The sequence below is a fragment of the Chondrinema litorale genome, assembly GCF_026250525.1.
Classification (GTDB): Bacteria; Bacteroidota; Bacteroidia; order Cytophagales; family Flammeovirgaceae; genus Chondrinema; species Chondrinema litorale.
Genome location: NZ_CP111043.1, coordinates 4,659,861 through 4,678,989 on the forward strand (window position 1 = coordinate 4,659,861; position 19,129 = coordinate 4,678,989).

The following is a 19,129-nucleotide window of genomic DNA, read 5'->3' on the forward strand; positions in this document are numbered from 1 at the left end:
TTATTTTTCTAAACTCAACAGGAAGCGATTGAAGGTAAACTGGTTTTTATATATAATTATATTTTTTATACTGATTTATATTTCAGGATGTATACCTACCAACCAGCTTGCTGAAAATGAATATTTGCTTTACAGCCAAAAAATTAAGCAAAACAAAAAAATTCCAGACGAAGATTTAGAAGTTTATTATAGACAAAAACCCAATAGGAAAATTTTATATCTTCCTATAATGCCCTACCTCTATGCATACTATGCTGGTAAACAAAAATATGAGAAAAGAATAGCTTCAGACTCTCTTAAACTTCAGAAAATACAAGATAAATACAACACTAAAATCTCTGAAAAGCAACAAAAAATTATCAGTTTAAGAAATGATGCTTCTTATGATGATGAACCAAAAAAACTCAACAAAGACACGACTCGGATAAACCGAAAGATTAGAGCTTTGCGTGAGAAAATGGATAAAAAATTATTCGCAATACAAGAGCGATTAGAAAAAGGGAATGTTTTAATGCGTACTGTTGGTTCTCCCCCTGTTCTATACGATTCTACCCCAGCTCAATACACTGCCGACCAAATGACTGAATACCTCAAATACAAAGGTTATTTAGATGGATATGTAGTGCACTCTGCCGATACGGTTGAAAAACTTGTAACAGTAAGCTATACAGTTAATGAAGGCGATCCATACATAATTGATTCTATAATTTATGAAATACCAGATAGTGCTGTTTATAAAATTGTAGTACAGGACAAGAAGAATTCTTTAATAAAAAAAGGAGCAATTTACGACGAAGAAAACTTAGAAAAAGAACGAGCTCGTTTATCGAGGTTGGTGCAAAATAAAGGATATTTTGATTTTGGACAGAGGTATATTTATTATCGAGTGAATGATACACTTAGTAATAATAAGTTACAGGTAACCCAAATTATCAAAAACACAGAAGACTTTAATACACCTCATAAAAAATATAAAATTGATGAAGTATTCTTTTATACAGATGTTGATGTTAGCAAAAGTAACGACAACTTCGAATCGGAATACAACAACATTAGTTTTATTGAAGAAGAGAAACGCTATTCTAAAAAAGTTTTAAACAATAAAGTTTTTATAAGACCAGATAGCCTGTATAGCCTTCAAAAAACTGAAGACACTCAAATTGCGCTAGGCAGATTAGATATTTTTAAATTTGTAAATGTGCTTTACGATACCACTGGAGAAAAAATGCGAGCAAACATTTTCACTAGTCCGCATCCGAGGTATCAATATTCTTTAGAAGCAGGTTTAAATGTGAGCCAGTCGGCTATTCCGGGTCCATTTGCCAGTTTATCTTTAAAAAAGAGAAATCTATTAGGTGGGCTAGAAATCTTTGAAACAAGAATTAGAGGTGCTATTGAAGCGCAAACAGGTGCCACAGAACAACAAAATTTTAGAGGGCAAGAATACGGTATCAATTTCAGCTTATCATTCCCAAGAATTCTATTTCCGATTAGAAGTAAACACAAAAACAAGCTATCTATGCTAACACCTAGCACCCAATTACTTGGTGGTTTTGGTTTTGTAGATCGGCCAGAATATACACGTTTTAACATCCAAAGTGCCTTAAATTACCAGTGGCGAAATAGAAAAAGTCAAATTTTTAACCTAAACATTATTGATTTAAGCGTAATTAATACAACTCGGCTAGATTCCGCATTCGAAGAAAGGCTAGTTCAACTCTTAAATCAAGGAAGTACGCTTATCTACAGTTTCGATCGATCGCTTGTTTCTAGTATTAATGCCAGTTTTACAAAATCAAAAAATGCATTCGATATTCAATCCAAAAAGACTTCTTTTTTAAGAGTGTTTCTGGAAACAGGTGGTACATTTTTTAACTTATGGAATAGAACTAACATAGCCACGGAAGAAAAGATTTTAGGCCTCAGATATTTCAGATTCTTAAAAGGTTTTGTTGATTTTAGAAATGGATTTCCGCTTGGTAAGTCAGGACAGTTTGCAACAAGACTTGCATTTGGTATAGCCAAACCATATGGTACAGGCTCACGATCTTTACCGTATGAAAAATACTTTTTTACTGGTGGTAGCAACAGTAACAGAGCTTGGGCAGCACGAAGAATAGGCCCTGGCTCCTACTCTCCAGACACACTTTCTACTGGTGCTTTTGATTATAGTTTTGAGCAACCCGGCGAAATAATTTTTGAAAGCAGCTTAGAATTAAGACGAAATCTTTTCAGCTTTTTTGATGGTGCTATCTTTATGGATGCAAGTAACATTTGGATGATAGAAGAAGATGCAACCAGACCCGGAGCAAAGTTTGAATCTGATTTTTGGAAAGAACTAGCCATTGGTGTTGGAGCTGGATTAAGACTCAACTTCGATTTCCTTTTAATAAGATTCGATCTTGGTGTAAAAATGTACGATCCTGCAAGAGATGAAGGTGATCGATATATTGGAGATAATATTACTTTTAAAAATCCTTTAGGTGCACCCGGACAATATACATTAAACCTTGGAATTGGCTATCCTTTCTAACATATTTACCTAGGATATAATATTCCCATAATTTCATTCCACTCATCTTGGTCATCTTCCGAAACAATTCCTCCATGCGAAGAGAGTAAAAATTGAGATTCATATTCCAACACTTCACTAGTTGGATTTAAATTTTTAAAATTACAACCTTGAATGATCAGGCCAGAAATATCTTTGGTTGCATCTATCGGTTCTTTACTTTTAGCAGACCACAAATGTAGATACTGATCTACCGAAGATGTTAAAACCATTCTAGTTAAACTGCTATATGCAAAAGCCGTAAAAGTTGAACGTATTTGGTAAGGCGCTCTCCGATTTTCGAAAGAAACCAATTTCTTTAAATTTATTTTTTCAAATAAATCGAGAAGATAACTATAAGCTCCACCATTAATAGTTTTCTGTGTCTCAGATTTTTCGATGTGAAAATAGCCAAAATACTCGTTGATTAAGGTTTCATTTTCTCTATCAAGTTCTAGAATTTTACCATCAGAAGTACCCACAATTATTATCTCTCCACTCCTGTCGTAAGATAGAAAAAGTACTTTGTCTGATGAAATCTCATAACTATGCCAGATAGTTTTTGTAAGAATATCCCATTCAAAAATTTGATTCTTCCCAAATAGCAATAAAACTCTATCATTAAATGGATGCTTGGCTATAAGATTTGCCCTATCTGTAAGTTGAATTTTACTGTATTGTTGCTGCAGTTGCACATCCCATTCAATAATTGTATTATTTTTATTACTTAAAAGCATCAATCCTTCATTATTTATATCAATTGAAAGGATGCCATCACTAATAACTTTAGTTTCTAAATTCTTCCCTGTTTCAAGTTTCCAATACTTTAATTTGCCATCAGACGAAACACTAATAAATTGATCTGGTTTTGAAGGGTGGTAATCTATATCAGTTACGCTTTTATTATGTGCTTTAAAAGAATGAATACATTTTAACGTGTACTCATCTGCAAACCACTCTTTAATCATATTGTCTTTATAGCAAGCAATAATTCTTTTTCCTGAACTATGAAACCTAATATAATTGACACTACTGTAAAGGTTAAAAGGTAAAACTTCTTCTAAAAGATGGGTTGATAGTGAATAAGTATACAAGCCATCTTTATTACTAAAAATGATTTTATTATCCTGAAAAATGCTATTCGCTGATTTTATTGCAGTCTTAAATTTGACTTGAGTTATAAAAGTAAATTGCTGAGAATCAAAAAAATGGACCACTCCATTTTCAAAAGAAACTAAAAGCACATTCAAGCTTTGAAAGAATGAAATATCTATAATTTTTTCATCTAGCAGGTTTAGTTTATTAATGCACTTTTGAGACTCAATTTCCCAAACCATTATATTACCTTCAATATCTAAGGTTACTAATCTTTCTAAATCAAGTTGTATTAATTGAGTGATTTCACAATCATGACCTAAAAAGACTTGTTTTTTCTCTTGATTTACATAGTCCCAACACTCAAGTAATCCTTTATCAAAAACCATATAGATTTCAGATTCATTAATTCCTTTAAACATTTTGCTAATTGAAGAAAATGAAGGATTTGAAAAAGTACTATATTTTTGAAATGATAGGTTTATGTAACAGAAGAATCCAGTTTTGTCAATTAGAAATAACTCGTTTGACTTATAATCAAGCTTATAACAAATTAGTTTTTTTATTTTTGTTTGAATTGAATATTCTAATTTTCTCGAATTAAACTCCCAACAGTTTAAATAACCATTATTGTTAATTTCAAGAAAATGCTCTTCTCCTAGCGGAATAAATACACGTTCTTTTAGATTATAAAAAAATTGCTTTACAATATGTCTCGTTTCATAATTTACTACTGTACATTTATTCTTAAGAGATGAGTATAAAAATACTAGACTCTTGCAATGGTTTATCTCTATTTTGTCTGGAACAAAGTCTAGTATTTCAAAAAAGTTATGCTTATAAATTTTAGCATTTTCGAATGAAGCACTTAAGTAACTGTCTTTAAATTTTCTGCTACAAATTACCTTATTAAGATTGATACTGTATAAATCTAGATTATTAAAATTTAAACCTGAAAGCTCTCCTCTCGATTCTATAATAGTGGTAATTAAATTCCAATTACTCCATCCGGTATACTTATCATTAAATACACCTTTGGCATAATGAAGTACTTTAAGCAATATACTTGGCTGATTTTCATCTGGAATAAACCATCCTTTTTTATCGTCGTAAAGAGGTTTTAACTTGGTTTCACCACTAAGTTCACCAAGTAGATTTCTTATCTGAGAACTAAGTTTTCTATATCTTAAAAGTTTCGGTAAATCTTCGTTTGCTGCCAGACTTACTTTTATAGAATTTAAGATGTGCGATACCACAAAAAAGTCTTTGAAATATTGATGTCTAAACCTTATTGAAAGCTTACTATTCTTAAAATCATTTACTTCTCCTTCATCTTTAGAATAAACTAAGAAGATATTATTATCCAGAAAATCATTTATTAATTCGTTTAAAGTATTATTGGTTTGAAATAACTTTTGAGGATCAATTGATGATAATTCCTTTTTTAAATACGGAAATGTTGTGGAATAATGGATAGTATAAAAATGACAGCAGGCTTGGTTAATGTACCTCACCAAAGTCGTTGTATTGATTGTTAAAACATCTTCTAAATACATTTTATAAGCCAAAAATGGCATAAAATGCTCTAACATAAAATGCTTTTTATAATTGTCTTTTACTAAATCGTATAATACAAACTTACAGCTTTCAGCATTTGAATTATATATATTACTGTTGGCTTTTTGATGTGTAAGTTGATTGTAAATTGATATAAAAGATTCACTTAAAAGGTTAGTATCCGTATTTTTATTTAATGAAAGTTCTTTAAAATCTTGATCGAAAAAAAACTTTCTCGAACTCCTGCAAGTAATAATGAATTTGATTTGATAATGCTCAGTTAAATAGTTTATAGCATTAAGCAGACTGTACAAGTTCTCTGCATGACAATCTTCTACATTATCAATCAAAAAAACTAATTCCTTTTTAGCATTCAATAATTCACTAAGCGATAAATTATAGTGCTCTTCAATATATAATTCTAATAAGGAAGTAGGTTGTTTAGTAGAATAGAAAAATGAAATATTGAAAAGATCAACAAAAAAAACTAATTGATCAGATTCTTTATTATTCAATAATTTTTCCCACACATAATAAAGCAATACAGATTTTCCAGCGGCTTGTGGACCTGTAATTAGGATTTTATTAAGATTAAAAAAATCACTTTGAAATGAGGAATATAATTCAGGAACTATAATTTTATGATAAGCCTCAAATAGCTTATCACTCTTATAGGTCTTTTTTAATTGATCAAAAACTGTTATTATTTTTTCTCTATATAATTCATTTTCATTCACTAACCACTCGATCTATATGTAAAATTTGATCTCCTACTTCTAGTTGATGAACCACTTCCATTCCATCTTTTACTTTAGCAAATATGGTATAACGGCCATTTAAATGAGGTGCTGGTGAGTGAGTTATAAAAAACTGACAACTCTCTGTATCTTTTCCGGCAGATGCAATACCTACCATGCCTTCTTCAATATATTCTTGATAACTAAACTCAGATCTTATAGTTTCTGGTAAACCTCCAAAACCATCTCCTCTCGGACAACCACCCTGAATTACAAAATCGGGTACATTTCGGTGAAAATACTTCCCATTGTAAAATTGATCTTTCAATAATTCAACAAACATGGCTACAGTTCCCGGAGTTGATTCTACCATTAATTCTATAAGAATATCACCTTTAGATGTGTTTATTAAAACCTTTTCATCTTTAGAAATATCATGTAACATGGACCAGTTAATTGTTCCTATATGCTCTGGAATGTGGTTTATTGGTTCTTCTTTACCTTCAATATAGTAAATAGTTTTATTAAGTTCAATCCATGCTTCTATTTTCAAAGGTAGTTCTAGCGTGTTTAATGCTTCTTTAAGAAACTCATAATCTTCTATGTAACTTTTTAATGGCATATTTTCATCTCTTAAAGCCAAAGCTCCTAGGTAAACTAAAGCAACATCACCTGTAAGCATTGCCTCTTTAAAGCTTTTAACAAAATTGGACTTTGCCAATGAATCACTTTCTAGGTATGCTATAAAATCTTCCTTTTTAAGCTGATTTAGCAGACCTTCAAAAGCTGTAGTTGTAATAATAGAAGCCGTATCTGTTAAAATGAGTTTTTGTAATAATGGAATGGAAAACCTATCGGCCGCTTCTGCCTGTAAAAGTCTGGCAATTTTGTAATTGTTTGTTTCACCAGCAAGTTGCTCAAGAAGATAATCGTCTACTTCTTTCATCGAAGCAATTTCTTTACATCTGATTAATAAATCTTCTTTTGCTCTTCCTTTTTGCTGTTTTTTAGCAGCATCTATCAATTGCCTAATCTCAGATTTGGGCACATTGTTTTTTAGATAGTTTGATGCTGTAATATTTACGGCTTGATGTGGATGGTTTAATGCTTCCCAAAAAAACGTATTTACTTTTGGATAAGAATAGCCTTCCATCACTTTTAGAATACTAATGTAAGCTCTGTAGTCGCAATCTGGATCGGCTAATACATTTTGTAAAAAATTAAGTAAATCATCACTCGTAACTCCAATTAAAGATTTAATGAGCGACGATTTCACATAGGGGTTACTCTCATTTACAATTGCTTTATCTATATCTTTTTGGTAAGCAGAAAAATCTCTTTTACGAAATCTTGATAAATAGTTGGATGCAGCAATTCTTTCAGGAATATCTAAAGAGTTTTTGATGATATCTATAGCTAGTTTATCTCCTAACTCAGATAAATTATCATTTAAACCTGCATAATAATAAGCCCACATTAGGGGCTCCTTTTCGTCGGGTAATCTTTCTAATACTTCAGCAAGATAATTTAAACTCTCCTCAGTATAAGCACATTTTCCATATGCTTTTAATGTTGTAGAAATAACCTTAGGCTCATTTATATCTTCTATGGCTGAAATAATATAGGGAAGTGCTAAATCGCTTCTCGTTTGCCCTAAAGAAAATGCTGCTGCATTTTTTACTGCCAACGATGTATCGTTAATAACTAAACTACCTAAATCTTTAATTACAGATGTGTCTTGAACAGAGCCATAAGCAAAAGCAGCTTCTTCGCGATATTCACTATTGATATTACTTAAATATTGACTGAGCTGTTGAGAATCTCTTTGATCTTTATAATGGTAGATTTTCCTTAATTCTTCGTCATTAAACTTGTTTTTCCAGTCTATATCTGTGAGTGATTCTTGCTCTTTACAGCTAAAAAAAATACAGTTAAGTACTAAAAAAAGCCTTACAGCATACTTCATGGTAATAATATTAATGGATTCAGTAAATTTTTCTTTTTGACGATTCTCTTACAATTAGTTCTGTTTCCATTACAATCTTCTCAAAAGTTGGATCTTCTCCTTCTTTCAAATTAATCTCAGCTAATAATATTTCTGCTGCTTTTTTTCCTATTTCAAATTCTGGTTGAGAGATTGTAGTTAAACTTGGCGAAACAATATCTGCCATAGGTTCATTATTAAAACCTATTAGAGCTATATCTTCAGGAATTTTTAAATTCTTTTGTTTAATAACCAACATCGCCGATGTTGCAAGTCGATCACTCATAGCAAAAATAGCATCTGGCATATCTTCTAGTTCAAGTAATTGTAAAGTAATTCTCTTGGCATCATCTCGGCTCACATCGCAATGTGTAACCCAGTCAGGATTGTAAGTAAGATTATTTTTTAATAAAGTGTCTTTGTAACCTTCTAATCTTTTTTGGCTCAAAGCTAAATGTTGAGGACCTCCCAAATATGCGATTTTTTTACAGCCTCTTGAGATTAAATGTTCAACTGCTTTTGAGGCTGCATCATAGTTATTGGCAACCACATGTGAACTTTGGATCGCTTCACATTCGCGGTCAAAAAATACAAGTGGAATTCCTTTATTTTGAATTTGCCTGAAATGATCAAACTTATTGGTTTCACCTGATACAGAAACTAAAATGCCATCTACTCTACCGGCTGCCATATTTCTTATGTTTTGCACCTCGCGCTCATAAGACTCATTTGTCTGGCAAACCATTACAGTGTAACCTGCTTTTATAGTAGTCGCTTCTATTCCTTCTAAAGCTGCTGAAAAAAAGTGATATCCCATTTTCGGAACTATAACTCCTATCGTGTTAGTCCTTTTTTTGAGTAAACTTAATGAAACTGCATTTGGTTGATAGTCAAGTTTAGAAGCTAATTCAACTACTTTATTCTTCGTTTCTTCTTTAATTTCATGATGATCCCTCAACGCTCTGGAAACTGTTGAGGTTGAAATATTTAAAGCCTTTGCTATATCTTTAATGGTTACTCTTCCTTTTTCCATAATTATCCTTTACCGGAAAGTTTATGTTAATAATGCTGATAAAAATATCATCATTAGATAAATATGCTCATTGCTTGTTAAAAGATTGATAAAATTACAATTTAGAAAAACAAAAAAGTATTAATATAGATTTTATCCAATTTTTTTTGATTTAATAATCACAAAAATAAGTATTAGTTATTAGTTCAGGTTGAAATTATAACGTTTTAAATCTTGCTTAACTAAAAGTATATCTTCTTTAGCTTTCAAGAAATAATATAAAAAACTATCTTAAGTCAACTTAAGACTTATAACCATTTAAACAGTGCTTATACTTTTTTATCTACTTATAAGTATTCTAATACTTATCGTTAGCAGTACCAAGTTCAAACTTCATCCCTTTTTTGCCCTTATTATTAGCAGTATCGTTTTTGGCTTTCTTGCTGGCATACCAACAGCAGAACTTATTATCACAATAAATAAAGGTTTTGGAGATACATTAGGCTCCATTGGCTTAATTATTATTTTAGGCTCTGTAATCGGTAAGTTTTTGGAGAAAACAGGTGGGGCAATTGTACTTGCAGACAACATTTTAAAACTCACTAATAATAAAGCTATTTCGCTTACAATGGCTTTGGTAGGTTATGTTGTTTCTATTCCTGTATTTGCAGATTCTGGTTTCATAATACTTTCCTCACTAAAAAAATCTTTAGCAGCCAAAGCGAAAATTTCAGTTTTAGGACCTACAATAGCTTTGAGTGTTGGCTTATTAGCTTCACATTCAATGCTGCCTCCTACACCAGGGCCAGTTGCAGCTACTGGTATAATTGGAGCCAATCTGGGATTAGTCATTTTATTTGGTATGCCTATTAGCTTATTCGGAGTTTTATGTGCGTGGTTTTTTGTAGAAAAAATGAATAAAAAGGTTTATATCTCACCCGGTGAAATTGAAAAAGACTCGAAAATAATTTCGGATGAGGTAAAACCAAGTTTACTTAAAGCTGTATTGCCAATTCTAATACCTATAGCTTTAATAGTTTTAAAGACGATTGCAGTTTTACCATCCTTTCCTTTTGGGAAATCTTTATTTTACGATGTAGCAACTTTATTAGGAGAACCATTCTCTGCACTTTTGATAGGCTTATTCTTTGCGCTTTTGTTACCTTCTAATTTTAAGTTTGATTATTGGTCTTCTAAAGGTTGGGTTGGACAAGCTATTTACGATGCAGCCATTGTTTTGTTAATAACTGGCGCAGGAGGAGCATTTGGGAAAGTACTGCAAAGCTCACCTATAAGTGAAATAATTACAGAGAAATTTCTAATTGAAGAAAATGGCATTTGGTTGCCATTCTTAATTGCTGCAGCATTAAAAAGTGCTCAGGGTTCTTCTACAGTTGCCATAATTACCACGGCTTCTTTAATAGCACCTCTAACTCCTGCTTTAGGTTTAAATAGTGAATTTGGTCTTGCACTCACAGTATCAGCAATTGGCGCAGGTTCAGTGGTTGTATCTCACGCTAATGACAGCTTCTTTTGGGTAGTTGTACAGATGTCGGGATTAAATATTAGTGAGGGCTATAAATACCAAAGCACTGGAACCGGTATACTTGGCGCCAGTGCTATGTTGTTAATTTTTATTCTTTCTTTATTTCTGATTTAGAACTTAATTAGCTCTACTAAAACCATCTTCTTTTTTGATTACTTTAAGCTCAATTCTCCTGTTGATTTCTCTTCCATCTTTTTCATCGTCATTACTAACAATCGGATTTACTTCACCATATCCAACAGCCGTTAACCTTGAACTTTCAACACCATTTTCAATTAAATAATCAACAACTGCCTGAGCTCTTCTTTGAGACAAATATTTGTTGTAGTCTCTTGGACCAACATTATCTGTATGACCACCAATTTCTGCATTTATTTTTGGGTTTTGAACTAGATAAGCAACAATTCCATTTAACTCGTCAAAAGATTCAGACTTAAGTTTAGCTTCATCCATATCAAAATAAATTCTTTTAAGCACAAATTTGCCAGATGCACTATTGAATTTACTTTCTAATTCTTTAGCTTCTTGCATCTCTTTGTTCGAGAAATCTGCTTTTGCCACAACTCCTGTACTTTCATCAACTGGTTGTACAACTTCTTCTTCATCTACAATTGGTTGCTCTTCTACAATTTCTTCTTTTACTTCTTCAACCTCTTCTGTAATTGGCATTATACTCTCTTCTACTTGCACATCATTTTTAGCTACTGCATCCAATTCTTGTGCACCTGCAAGATTAATTCTTATAGTTTTCTCTAAATTTTCAGGATCTTTTAAAGAACCTAATGGAGAGAATTTTTCCGTATAAACTTCTTTATCGTCTTTAAAAACTCTTACACTCACATCTGTAAAAGCAGGTACCACACAATGTGCTTTACCTTGTTGATCTGTTGTCAAATCGAGGCTTTCAATTCCAGACTGTAAAACTATAATAGCTTCATTTACTGGCGAATCGTCAGCAATGTTTAAAACTGTTAGGTTTACATCTACTGTATCGAATAAGTAAGCTCTGTAAATATCTTCTCGACCCATTCCACCAATTCTATTAGAAGTGAAATACGCCACATCATTTTTAACATTAAAGAAAATATCGTCGCTTACAGAATTAAGCGGGTAACCCATATTTTCTGGTTTCTTATATCTACGGGATGTCGGGTTATATTCACTTTTAAAAATATCGAACCCACCCATACTGTTGTGACCTTTAGAAGAAAAATACAAAGTGCCATCTTCAGCAATAAATGGAGAGTCTTCATCTTCTTCAGTATTTAGCTCATTTAGTGGGCTAGCTTTTCCCCATTCGCCATTGCTAGATTTATGAGAAATAAATAAATCTAGATCTCCATCTTTATTTTTATAATCAGAACTAAATACTAGTGTCTGTTCATCTGGTGAGATAAAACCATGAGATTCCCTGCTGTTTCTATTATTAATATTTGACCCTAATGATTTCGGGTGAGTCCATTTACCGTGTTCAAACTCTGTAACAAACAAATCTTTTTTCTGGTAAATCATCATTTTTTTATCATCACCAAAAAGTTGAACAGTAGCATCATGCCCAACAGTAACTAAGCCTTTTAATCTTTCAGCTTTTCCCCATTCATCATTTTCATCTAATGAAGAAGTGAGTATATCTTCCATATATGTTCCCGTTTTTTCCCCACCTTTGTTGTCTTCTCTTCTGGTAGTATAGTGAATAGTTCTGTGGTCTTTAGTAAGAATTGCTGAGTACTCAGGGTTTTCAGAATTTATATTACCTCCAAGGTTTTCTACCCTAACAGGTTTTGCATTGGCATAGATTTTCTTTGCTGCATGTATGCTTTTTTCAAGCTCATCTACCTCATCAGACATTAAAGTTCTGTATTTATCTTTGTGAATTTCTATGTTAGAAAGGGCTTCGTCAAAATGGTTGTTTCTAAACTGAGCAAATGCAAGCCAGTAGTAAATATCTTTGGAATCTTTAAATCTCTCAGGTCTAATAATGCTCAGCCTCTCCAAAGCTTTTTGTGGTGAAGCCAATCTTAAATAGCCTACACCAGCAAAATATGCTGCAGTATAATTATTATTATCTATACTAAGTGCTTTTTCAAAATACTCTAGAGATCCCTTAATATTATCGTCATTATATTCTTTCTCTCCCTTTTTAAGAAGTGACTTTACATTTTGAGCATATGTTAGATTTGAACATACTAGTAAACACCCAAAAAGCAATGAATATATGAGTTGTTTATGTTTAGTCTTCTGATTAGTAAATACCATCTTTTTTCTAATAAAAAGGTGTAAGTAAAAATATAGTGAGTATTGTAATTAATTTTTGGATTATCTGATTGGATATGAAAATTTACAACGTATATAAAAAATATTATATCTCGTTTGATATTATTAACAACTCCGATCAAAAATCATTCAAAAGTGTACCAATTAGAACTTTTTTGAAAGAAAATTTACAGTAATAATAATTTTCACATTTTTTGTAGTCTCTTTTGAACAAAGAAATACACTTTAGTGCAAGGCACTTATATAACTACATAACCTTTATTTTTTAACCTATTCATTACATTTATTATCATATGTTAGCCATAAAGCTAATTTTTAGCACTAAAAAGCACATAATAATCACATCAATTTTCTTGATATTACTCCTCAATGTAACATGTAGTTATTCTTATGATTTAAGCGCTGAAATAGATACTTTCCCTAAAAGAGAATTTAGAGGTGTGTGGGTTGCCACTGTCAATAACATAGATTGGCCAAGTAAATCTAGTTTAAGCAGTAATGAGCAGAAACAAGAATTTAAAGAACTAGTAAAGTACTGTAAAAAACTGGGTATCAATGCAATGATAGTACAGATACGGGCTTCAGGAGATGCTTTTTATCAAAGTGAATTAGAGCCTTGGTCTCATTGGTTGACTGGAAAACAAGGCAAACAACCCGAAGAATTTTACGATCCTCTAGAATATATGATCCAAGTTTGCCACAATGAAAACATAGAATTTCATGCTTGGATTAATCCATTCCGATCTGTGCAAAGCTCCAGAATGAAACTTTCGGAGAATCATATATTCAATAAAAAACCAGAATGGCATTTCAGATACAATGGAATGCAAATATTAAATCCAGGTATTCCTGCAGTTAGGAATTACATATGTACTATTATTCAAGATATTGTTCGTAGATACGATGTTGATGCAGTACATTTCGACGACTACTTTTACCCTTATCCTGTTAAAGGAGAGAAAATAAATGATGCAGAAACCTTTAAAAAATACAATTCACAAAACCTTAATCTAGATGATTGGAGAAGAGAAAACATCAATCAATTTATTTTTCAGGTTTCTGAAGTTATAAATCAAACCAAGTCAGAAGTTAAATTTGGAATTAGCCCTCCTGGTATATGGAGAAATGCTTACAAAGACCCAGAAGGTTCGGCTACTAAAGGGCTTTCTTCTTTCGACGATATCTATGCCGATAGTAGATTATGGATTAAAAATGCTTGGATAGATTATATCATCCCTCAAATTTACTGGAACATTTCTCACAAAATAGCTGATTATAAAACCATTACAGAATGGTGGGAAAACAATAGCTATCATTCTCAAATTTATATTGGTCATGCTGCATATAAAATGGATCAAGATCAGATTAGGGCATGGAAAGATGGAAAAGAGATTGACAGACAAATAGAAAATAACAGAAGATTTAAGAATATTTCTGGCAGCGCTTTCTTTAGTATTTCATCTTTAATTAGAAATTCTAAAAACTTTGCAGACTCACTCAAAAGCAAATATTACAAGCAACCTGCCTTATTGCCCGCAATGGCTTGGTTAGACTCCATACCTCCCAATGCTCCTATTCACTTAAAAAAAATCAAAACGGATCAAGGCTGGATGCTCTCTTGGCAAGAAAGCCCCATCGCTTTTGATGGTGATACTGCCAAAGGTTACCTATTATATAGATTTCCAGATACTTTATCATTTGATACAGAAGACACAAATTATCTTATTCAATTTCTTACAGTAGATCAAAAAAATTACCATGACACAAATGCAGGCACTAAAAATTATAATTATCTACTAACCGCATACGACCGATTGAACAATGAGTCAACTGCATCTTTTCAAATATTTGATGATACCACCTCTGTTGAAGTAAAAAATGTTGTAGTAGCTCTAAACAAAGCTCAAGTAGATGCTAGTGTAAGAATTAATCTGGAGAAAGGATCGAACAAAATCATTCTAAAAAACCTGCCTAAATCAATTATTGAAGGAAGTCTGGTGTTTAAAACTTCTCATAATGAAGAGATTACATTAGTTAAATTAAAATCTGGACAGGTTAAAGAAAGCACAAAAGATTCTGCATCAATATACTTACAGAACAAAATATTAGAGATTGAAAAAGAGATTTCTATTCTAAATGATTCTATTACGGTTTTTGAAAATGCAGAGCAGATTCTAATGAAAAACCAGCAATTAGCCGCTGATAAAACCAATGTAGATGAAATAAGGAAACTAGAGCAGTATTTTTCTTATCGATTCTTGGAGCTAAAGCAAAAATCGAGAAACTTTAACTCGAAACTTGAAAGTCTTAAAGCTAAATCTAACTATCTACAAAATAGGTTAAATGAAATAAACATTACTGAAACTGATAGTTTGCTAGCTGAAACACAAATAGCTGAAATTGATATACTTTCTCCAACAAAAAGAGTATCTGAAATTGAAATGAGCTACCAAGTTAAAAATGTAGATTGGCTACCAGAATACAATCTATTTTATAATAAGTTTACCGATAACTTAAAAATTCAATATAAAGCAAATATCCATCAACAAAGCGGGCAACATTGGATAAATATTCCTGTGAGCGTGAGTAGTGAATTTTCTAATAGTTCAAAAGACAGTTCAAACCTAAAAACTCCATCAATTTTTAGAGTAGCACCTCAAAATGTAAGTATCTTTTCAAATATTCAAAAACAAGCGGTTAGTTTAGGTGAAGACAAACCTAATTTTAAAAGTGAATTAATAGCGAATGCAGATATAAATAGCTCACCCAATATTTTGCTATCCATCTTTGATGCCACAACTTATGAATGGTTTCCGGGAAAGATGAATGTATTTCTAAATGATCAACTCCAACAAAAGCTGACATTTCAACCCGAAATTTTAAAAGATACAGTCACTTTGAACTTAGGCAAAGATACTGAGGTTCAAATTCGTAAAATGCTTAAAAGGGACAGTAGAAAAAACTTTGTGCTATTCAAAAAAATAAATCAGCAATATGTAATCACGCTTAGAAATAGTAAATCTAAGAAAGTTACCGTACAACTAGTTTCTAAACCAAAATATGTACTTACAAAAAAGAAAAGAACAAAGCTCTTTAATGAAGCGAATAATAACTTCAATTACGAAACTCAAAAATTTGAATGGCAATTAGAAATACCAGCAGGTAAAACTATTGATCTTACATTTGGTTATGAGTTTAACCAGAGTATTTTTAAAAAACAATCAGACAAGTAAGTATTTAATATTTTTACATTTAGTAAATTTAAATTACCAACTAAGCTAAAAATACCATGTCTAAAGGACCTAAGCTCGCTTACCTCAAAACTAAAATCGTGATAAGTTTTAGCATGATCATGGCAGCTTTGCTTTTTGCTGGTTATATAACTTACCAAAGTGTTGAGACATTAGAAAATGCACTAGACGATCTTTCTAAACCCAATCAAAAATTAAGGCTGCTCACCAATTTATTAGGTGAGATTACAATGTCTGAAAATGAAATTAGAAAGCTTGTACTCAATAAAGAAAGAAATTTGCTTAAAAGGTTTGCTCAAACGCAACAACCGATATATCTCACATTAGACTCTGTAAGAAATACCATTACAGAAGATACGCTTCAGGCACAACAAATAGATGAAATTAGCTCACTTTTAAAGGCAAAAACGAGAAGTTTTAATGCATACATTGTAAGAAAAAACAATGTAGAGCAATTTAAAACTACTGAAGAAGTATTAGGTGAAGTTCAAAAAAACAAGGAAGTTGAAGATGCGATTGAAGAAGTTGAAAAAGAAGCTTTAAAAGAAAGAGTAAAACCTAATATTCATAATAAGAACCTAACAATCCCTCTACTTTTTAGAGAGTATAAATCTGCCATTGAAAACTACTACAAGGAATACACTAGAATGAAATTTTCTGAGGAAGATGTAGTGAAAATGGAAAAGCTAGAAAATATTCTCTCTGATGTAGAATATTCTCAAAGTAATAATATGGCATCTATGGAAGCCAGCGAATTACGATTGCTTAGAAACAACTCTGAAATTACCGAAAAAATAAGGGCAATTATTAGAAAGCTAGAGAGAGAAGAACGAAATGTTAATTCAAAAAAACAGCAACATGCGCGTGAAGTAATTAAAGATGCAAACACCACCATCTTTACCATTACAATCATCACCTTACTTTTAATAGCAATATTTATTTACCTCATCTTCAGCGATATAACCAAGAGTAACTATTACAGACAAGAACTTTTTAATGCCAAAATTAAAGCGGAAAGATTATCGAGAGTAAAACAAGAGTTTTTGGCTAACATGAGCCACGAGATTCGAACACCACTAAATGCAATAATTGGATTTTCTGAACAATTAGAAAAAACACCAATTAAAGGCCAACAAAAAATATATTTGAAAGCCGTAAAGCATTCATCTGAGCATTTACTTTCTACAGTTAACGATATATTAGACTTCTCTAAAATTGATGCAGGCAAACTCAAAATTGAGAAAATACCTTTTAGGTTAGACGAAACCATAGCAAATGTGAGTCAAACCTTATCGATTAAAGCAGAAGAAAAAGGGATACAATTAGATATTTCATTAGATGATGAATTTAATCAAGTTGTTTTAGGTGATCCTTTCCGTTTGCAACAAGTATTTATTAACCTGATTAACAATGCGATTAAATTCACAAATGAGGGTTTTGTTGAGGTTGAAGGTGAAGTTCTTGATAAATTAGGAAAAAATTTAAAAGTTAGAATTCGTGTAAACGATACAGGAATAGGCATACCTGAAGACAAGATTGAAACCATCTTCCAAACTTTTTCTCAAGCAGACTCAAGTACTACCAGACAATATGGCGGTACTGGTCTCGGCTTATCCATTTCTCAGAAGTTAGTAAAGCTGATGAATGGGAAAATTACTGTTGAAAGTGAGGTTGGAAAAGGTGCATCTTTCATTGTTGATGTAAGTTTTGAGAAATCTAGTGAAGAAGAATTGATCAAACTTGACGAAACTAAAACCACTACTCCTATAGCATTTAACAAGGTTAATTTATTGGTGGTAGATGATGATGAATTTAATATTTTATTATGCAAAACAATTCTAGATAACTCCGACTTAAATGTAACATACTGCGATACAGGAAAAGAAGCTTTAAAGTATCTAAAGAAAGACACTTACCAAATGGTACTGACTGATATACAAATGCCTGGAATAAGCGGATTAGAATTAGCCAACTACATTAGAGAATTAAAAAATGAAAACAGCAGTATACCAGTAATTGCACTCACTGCCAATGTGATGAAAGAAGATTTGGCAACCTTTACAAGCTCAGGAATTACCGATTATTTATTAAAACCATTTAAAGAAACTGAGTTATTTACCAAAATTCGCGAACATTTACCCGAGTCGTTTATAAATACTAAACAGAAAGAAAAGCAAGATACTATAATAGAAGAAAATGAAGAGCCTTCATTCTACTCATTAAACAAATTAAAAAGTTTTGCTGGTGATGACATTAGCACCTTAAGTGAGATTATCGATACATTCTTAATCAGTAGCAAAAATGACATGCTTGTGTTAGAACAAGGACATACCGAAAAAGATAAAAAACTTATAAAAGACAAGGCTCATAAATTATTAAATGGCTTCCAAAATTTTGAAGTTCACGAAGCAATTGGACTACTTAAAAAGCTGGAAACCAGAGCCGATAAAATCTCTGATAAAGAACTTGATGAAACAGTTAAACGCTTAGTTGAGATACATTTAAATCTATCAGAGCAGCTAAAAAATGAGAACAAAAATCTTGTAATATCTTAACTCATTTTGCATTAAAATATAGCCATTTTCAATAAACATATTTCTCGCACCTAATGTTTGAGTGGTAATTCAATCTTAACATTCAACAATATGCAAAATGAAAACACTCATTAGTCAGTGTAACTACTATCAACTTTCTGTTGATGAACAAAAGCAGAGGCTTTATTTATCCCTCAATGGTTATTGGAATGCGCAAGAAGTATTTGACGATTTTTTGAAAGATATAAAACGAGCGACATCTTTTCTAAGCGAAAAATTTAGCTGCTTTTCAGATTATACTTCATTAAAAGCACTCACTCAACAGGAATACTTAGCTAACCACAGTGAAGTATACAATACACTTATAAAGCTTGGCCTAGACAAAAGTGCTCAAATAATGCCCCTAGATTATATTGCTTATCAACAATTACAGGAGTTAATCGCAAGCATGAATAAACTCGCTATTTTTGGAGAAGAGGCAATTGCCGAAAAATACCTTGATTCATTTGTTGATCAATTTTTTAATCAAGATAATTTTTTGAACTAAAAAAGTTTAGGTTCAATTGTAAATGTATTTCGTAAATTTGT

Annotated in this window: 9 protein-coding genes; 5 read left to right on the top strand and 4 right to left on the bottom strand. The window is 31.8% G+C overall.

The features are described from left to right. Positions 1-28: 28 nt before the first annotated feature. Positions 29-2,533, top strand: a complete 2,505-nt coding sequence (gene tamL / locus OQ292_RS19300; protein ID WP_284683784.1) for a translocation and assembly module lipoprotein TamL — start codon at positions 29-31, stop codon at positions 2,531-2,533. Positions 2,534-2,538: 5 nt separating this feature from the next. Here tamL and OQ292_RS19305 read toward each other — a convergent pair whose 3' ends face one another. Genes OQ292_RS19305 through OQ292_RS19315 form a run of 3 tightly spaced genes read right to left on the bottom strand, consistent with a single transcriptional unit; the run spans position 2,539 to position 8,957 of the window. After that, positions 2,539-5,940: a P-loop NTPase fold protein gene (locus tag OQ292_RS19305; protein WP_284683785.1), complete on the bottom strand. Its 3,402-nt coding sequence runs from the start codon at positions 5,938-5,940 to the stop codon at positions 2,539-2,541. Beyond that, the gene (locus OQ292_RS19310) at positions 5,933-7,906 is read right to left on the bottom strand and encodes a peptidylprolyl isomerase (protein WP_284683786.1); all 1,974 of its coding nucleotides are present in this window, start codon (positions 7,904-7,906) and stop codon (positions 5,933-5,935) included. The genes OQ292_RS19305 and OQ292_RS19310 overlap by 8 nt, the downstream gene beginning before the upstream one ends. Before the next feature lie 19 nt (positions 7,907-7,925). Beyond that, entirely contained in the window at positions 7,926-8,957 is a 1,032-nt protein-coding gene (locus tag OQ292_RS19315; protein ID WP_284683787.1) for a LacI family DNA-binding transcriptional regulator, read from the bottom strand. Positions 8,958-9,261: 304 nt separating this feature from the next. Here OQ292_RS19315 and OQ292_RS19320 point away from each other — a divergent pair, with 304 nt between their 5' ends. Then, complete coding sequence (locus OQ292_RS19320; protein ID WP_284683788.1) at positions 9,262-10,596, top strand: GntP family permease; 1,335 nt, start codon at positions 9,262-9,264, stop codon at positions 10,594-10,596. 3 nt (positions 10,597-10,599) lie between these two features. Here OQ292_RS19320 and OQ292_RS19325 read toward each other — a convergent pair whose 3' ends face one another. Continuing rightward, a complete protein-coding gene (locus tag OQ292_RS19325) occupies positions 10,600-12,738 on the bottom strand; it encodes an OmpA family protein (RefSeq protein WP_284683789.1) in 2,139 nt (712 codons plus the stop codon). 371 nt (positions 12,739-13,109) lie between these two features. On the opposite strand from OQ292_RS19325, the gene OQ292_RS19330 reads away from it, so the two are divergent. The 3 genes from OQ292_RS19330 to OQ292_RS19340 all read left to right on the top strand — a co-directional run bounded on the left by OQ292_RS19330 (position 13,110) and on the right by OQ292_RS19340 (position 19,088). Then, positions 13,110-15,989 carry a family 10 glycosylhydrolase gene (locus tag OQ292_RS19330; RefSeq protein WP_284683790.1) on the top strand — a complete coding sequence of 960 codons (2,880 nt, stop codon included), beginning with the start codon at positions 13,110-13,112 and terminating at the stop codon, positions 15,987-15,989. 56 nt (positions 15,990-16,045) lie between these two features. Then, complete coding sequence (locus OQ292_RS19335) at positions 16,046-18,562, top strand: hybrid sensor histidine kinase/response regulator (RefSeq protein WP_284683791.1); 2,517 nt, start codon at positions 16,046-16,048, stop codon at positions 18,560-18,562. Between the two features lie 97 nt (positions 18,563-18,659). Further along, positions 18,660-19,088 (top strand): hypothetical protein, encoded by a 429-nt coding sequence (locus OQ292_RS19340; protein ID WP_284683792.1) that lies wholly within the window; start codon positions 18,660-18,662, stop codon positions 19,086-19,088. The last annotated feature ends 41 nt before the right edge of the window (positions 19,089-19,129 follow it).